Raw genomic sequence first — 3,814 nt, forward strand, 5'->3', positions numbered from 1 at the left:
AATTACAGTGTTACTTTTTTGTTACAAAAAATTCACAATTCTTTACATCTTTTACCAAAAAACATCAATATTTAATTGTTAACCTATTTTTTTGTAATAAAAAGAGAGCAGCTACTAAAAGCTGCTCTCTTTTCATTTGTTATTGAACTTTCTTTTTCCAAACACCTAGCATAATAGCCGAGACAATCGTTCCAATTAATATAGAGAAAATATATAGTAACGGTTTATTTACTAACGCTATTACAAATAATCCACCATGCGGTGCTGGTAATGTAATTTGGAATAACATAGATAACGCACCTGCAATACTTGAACCAACAACACAACTTACAATTACTCGAACCGGATCTGCAGCTGCAAACGGAATCGCACCTTCTGTAATGAACGATGCTCCCATAATATAATTTGTTAAACCAGATTTACGTTCCGCTTCTGTAAACTTTGATTTAAAGAATGTAGTTGCAAATGCAATCGCAAGTGGCGGTACCATACCACCAGCCATAACTGCTGAGTGCACTCCAAAATTCTGTGCTTCTATTGCAGCAATACCAAACGTAAACGCCGCTTTATTAATTGGACCACCCATATCAATTGCCATCATACCACCTAAAATAAGACCTAGTAATATAGCATTCGTACCGTTTAAACCATTTAACCACCCTGTCAACATTTCATTTAATGCTACTACAGGCGGAATCACTGCTTTTTGCATTACAACTCCTGTAATCAATAATCCAAAGACTGGATATAACAAAACAGGTTTAATTCCTTCTAATTGTACTGGTAGTCCTGAAAATAATCTTTTCAACCCTAAAACAACATATCCAGCTAAGAAACCAGCAATTAATCCACCTAAAAAGCCAGCATTCGCATTCGCCGCTAAAAATCCACCTACAACACCAGGCATAAAACCAGGACGATCAGCAATAGAACTTGCAATAAATCCAGCTAAAATTGGTACAAGGAATAAAAACGCACCTGTTTTTCCTCCACCAATTGACATGAACAATTCAGCTAAAGGACCTTCCGCCTTTATACCACCAAACGAAAACGCTAGCGCTATTAAAATCCCGCCGCCAACAACGAACGGAAGCATATTACTTACGCCATTCATTAAATGCTTATAAATTCCTAATCCTTTTTCTTTTTCCGTACTTTCTGCCTTTCCATCTTCTTTTACACCTTTAAAGATTGGTGCATCTTGCTTTACAGCTCGATTAAGAAGTGTTTCCGTTTTTCTAATCCCATCAGCGACTGGTACTTGAATGACATGTTTACCAGCAAAACGATTCATTTCTACTTGTTTATCCGCCGCAACAATAATAGCTGTTGCACGTTCAATATCCTCTTTCGTTAAACCGTTTTTAATACCTGTCGATCCGTTTGTTTCAACTTTAATCGCTATTCCTAACTCTGTCGCTTTTGCTTTTAAGCTATCCGCTGCCATATATGTGTGAGCGATTCCAGTTGGACAAGCTGTAACAGCAAGTACGTACGGTTCATTTACTTCTGGTTTTGCGACTTCAATCTCTTCTTCTTTTTCATTCTCTTTTTCATCAAATAGTTGAAGAAGCTCACTTTCATCCTTTGCTTCTAATAGTTGCTTGCGAAACCCTTCATCCATTAATAATGTCGATAAACGAGACAACGTTTCCAAATGAGTATTATTCGCTCCTTCACTTGCAGCAATCATAAAGAATAAGTGTGCTGGCTGTCCGTCAAGCGACTCATAATTGATACCGCTTACACTTCTACCAAAACAAATCGATGGTTGTTTAACAGCCTTTGTCTTCGCATGAGGTATTGCAACACCTTCCCCTATTCCAGTCGTACTTTGGGACTCCCGCTTTAAAATAGCTTCTTTAAATTCCATTTTACTATTTAAACGATTTGCCCCATTTAATTTCTCAACTAATTCATCTATGACAGCTTCTTTATTTGAAGCTGTCAAATCCATAATGACTGTATCTCTTTTTAATAGTTCTGTAATTTTCATATGTTGCTTCCCCCTATCGCTTAGCTACAATTACTTGCGACAATAATTCTTCTACTTTTTCCTTCTTACATAAATCAGCTGAAAATGCTGTTGCACTCCCTGTTGCAACGCCGTATTGAAATGCCTTTTCAATATCTTTTGTCTGTTCATATTTGCCTACAAACCCTGCAACAAGAGAATCTCCGGCCCCAACTGAATTAATTACAACACCTTTTGGAACAGTCGCTTCATATATACCTTCTGCCGTAAATAATAAAGCTCCCTCTCCAGCCATCGATACGATAACATGTTTTATACCTTGTTCAATTAATTTTCTTCCATAAGGTAAAACGTCCTCTACTGTTGAAAGCTCCACTCCAAACAACTCACCAAGTTCATGATGGTTTGGCTTAATTAAAAATGGCTTATTTTTAATTACATGCTGCAGTGCACTTCCACTCGCATCGACTACTACTCGAATACCTTTTTCAGCTCCGAGCGCTGCGATTGATTCATAAAAGGTAGTTGGGATAGATGCAGGTACACTTCCAGCTAGCACAACGCAATCTCCCTGCTTCATACTTTCGATTTGTTTCATTAATTGTTCAAATTGCTCATTTGTCACATTAGGACCTTGCCCATTTAATTCTGTCTCTTCTTGCCCTTTTATTTTCACATTAATTCGGGAATCTCCGTCTACTTGGATGAAGTTTGTCATTACGCCTTCCGCCTGTAATACACCTTTAATAAATTGACCGGTGAATCCACCAGTAAATCCAAGTGCTATATTTTCCACACCTAAACGATGGAGAACGCGAGAAACATTAATCCCTTTTCCTCCAGGAAACTTCATATCTTTCTCTGCTCGATTGACTGCGCCTAAATCAAAGGAATTAACTTGTACTACATAATCAATAGATGGGTTTAAAGTAACTGTATAGATCATTGTTTATCAGCCTCAATTACATTGGTTTGTCTTTTATATTTTTCTAAATCAATTTCTAAATGGTTTGTAATAATATTTGCTTCTTCAACATTTGCAATTTTCGCAAATGCAACTTCTGAAAACTTACTTTCATCAATTAAGAAATATCCTTCGTTTGCTAATGTTAATGCCATTTGTTTTAAGAGCGCTTCTTCTGGATCTGGCGTTGTAAAGCCAAGCTGTTCATGTACACCATTTGCACCTAAAAAACATTTATCAAAACGATACTTCTGCATACTTTCCTGTGCCATAGCACCGATTAAAGCTTTCGTCCTACTCTTCATCATTCCACCTAGTAAATACGCACGAATATTATTTTCAACTAAAGCTTCAATATGCATAAGTCCATTCGTAACGACAGTCACATCTTTATTTATTAAAAATGGAATCATTTCAAATGTTGTACTTCCTGCATCTAAATAAATACAATCACCTTGTTCAATAACGCTAGCCGCATAATTAGCAATTTGTTGTTTTATTTGAATGTTTTTGGATGATTTTTCAACCATCGTTGGTTCTTGCCCTTTTCCTGTTAAAACAGCGGCACCACCATGAACTCTCTTTAATAACCTTTGTTTTTCCAATTGCGCTAAATCACGACGAATTGTTGATTCAGAGCTTTCTGTTCTTTCCACCAATTGTTGTAATTTAACAATCTTCTGCTCTTTTACAAGTTGCAATATCATTTGATGACGTTCAGGAGTTAACATTTTATTCACCTCTTCTTTGATTACAGTATAATGAAAACGATCACAAAAATCAACCACAAACATTCATAAATAATCAAAAACAATCACAAACGGTTATAAATAACAAAAAAAGAAACCCATTTGATCGTTATATCAAACGGATTT

The 3,814-nt window shown here is 36.3% G+C and carries 3 protein-coding genes; all 3 read right to left on the bottom strand.

Annotated features, from left to right (window positions below; genetic code table 11):
* Positions 1-139: 139 nt before the first annotated feature.
* From ACQGS6_RS24420 to ACQGS6_RS24430, 3 genes are read right to left on the bottom strand one after another with little or no spacing between them, the layout of a single operon-like run.
* Positions 140-1,996: a PTS fructose transporter subunit IIABC gene (locus tag ACQGS6_RS24420; protein WP_426965739.1), complete on the bottom strand. Its 1,857-nt coding sequence runs from the start codon at positions 1,994-1,996 to the stop codon at positions 140-142.
* 13 nt (positions 1,997-2,009) lie between these two features.
* Positions 2,010-2,921: a 1-phosphofructokinase gene (pfkB, locus tag ACQGS6_RS24425; protein WP_000640830.1), complete on the bottom strand. Its 912-nt coding sequence runs from the start codon at positions 2,919-2,921 to the stop codon at positions 2,010-2,012.
* Entirely contained in the window at positions 2,918-3,670 is a 753-nt protein-coding gene (locus tag ACQGS6_RS24430; protein ID WP_000957263.1) for a DeoR/GlpR family DNA-binding transcription regulator, read from the bottom strand. Before ACQGS6_RS24430 ends, pfkB begins: the two co-directional genes overlap by 4 nt.
* Positions 3,671-3,814: the final 144 nt, after the last annotated feature.

Source organism: Bacillus sp. GMs2/2 (assembly GCF_050172095.1).
Classification (GTDB): domain Bacteria; phylum Bacillota; class Bacilli; order Bacillales; family Bacillaceae_G; genus Bacillus_A; species Bacillus_A cereus.

Coding starts and splice junctions, on each gene's coding strand:
- pfkB (WP_000640830.1), bottom strand. CDS start 2,921: ATGATCTATACAGTTACTTTAAACCCATCTATTGATTATGTAGTACAA.
- ACQGS6_RS24420 (WP_426965739.1), bottom strand. CDS start 1,996: ATGAAAATTACAGAACTATTAAAAAGAGATACAGTCATTATGGATTTG.
- ACQGS6_RS24430 (WP_000957263.1), bottom strand. CDS start 3,670: ATGTTAACTCCTGAACGTCATCAAATGATATTGCAACTTGTAAAAGAG.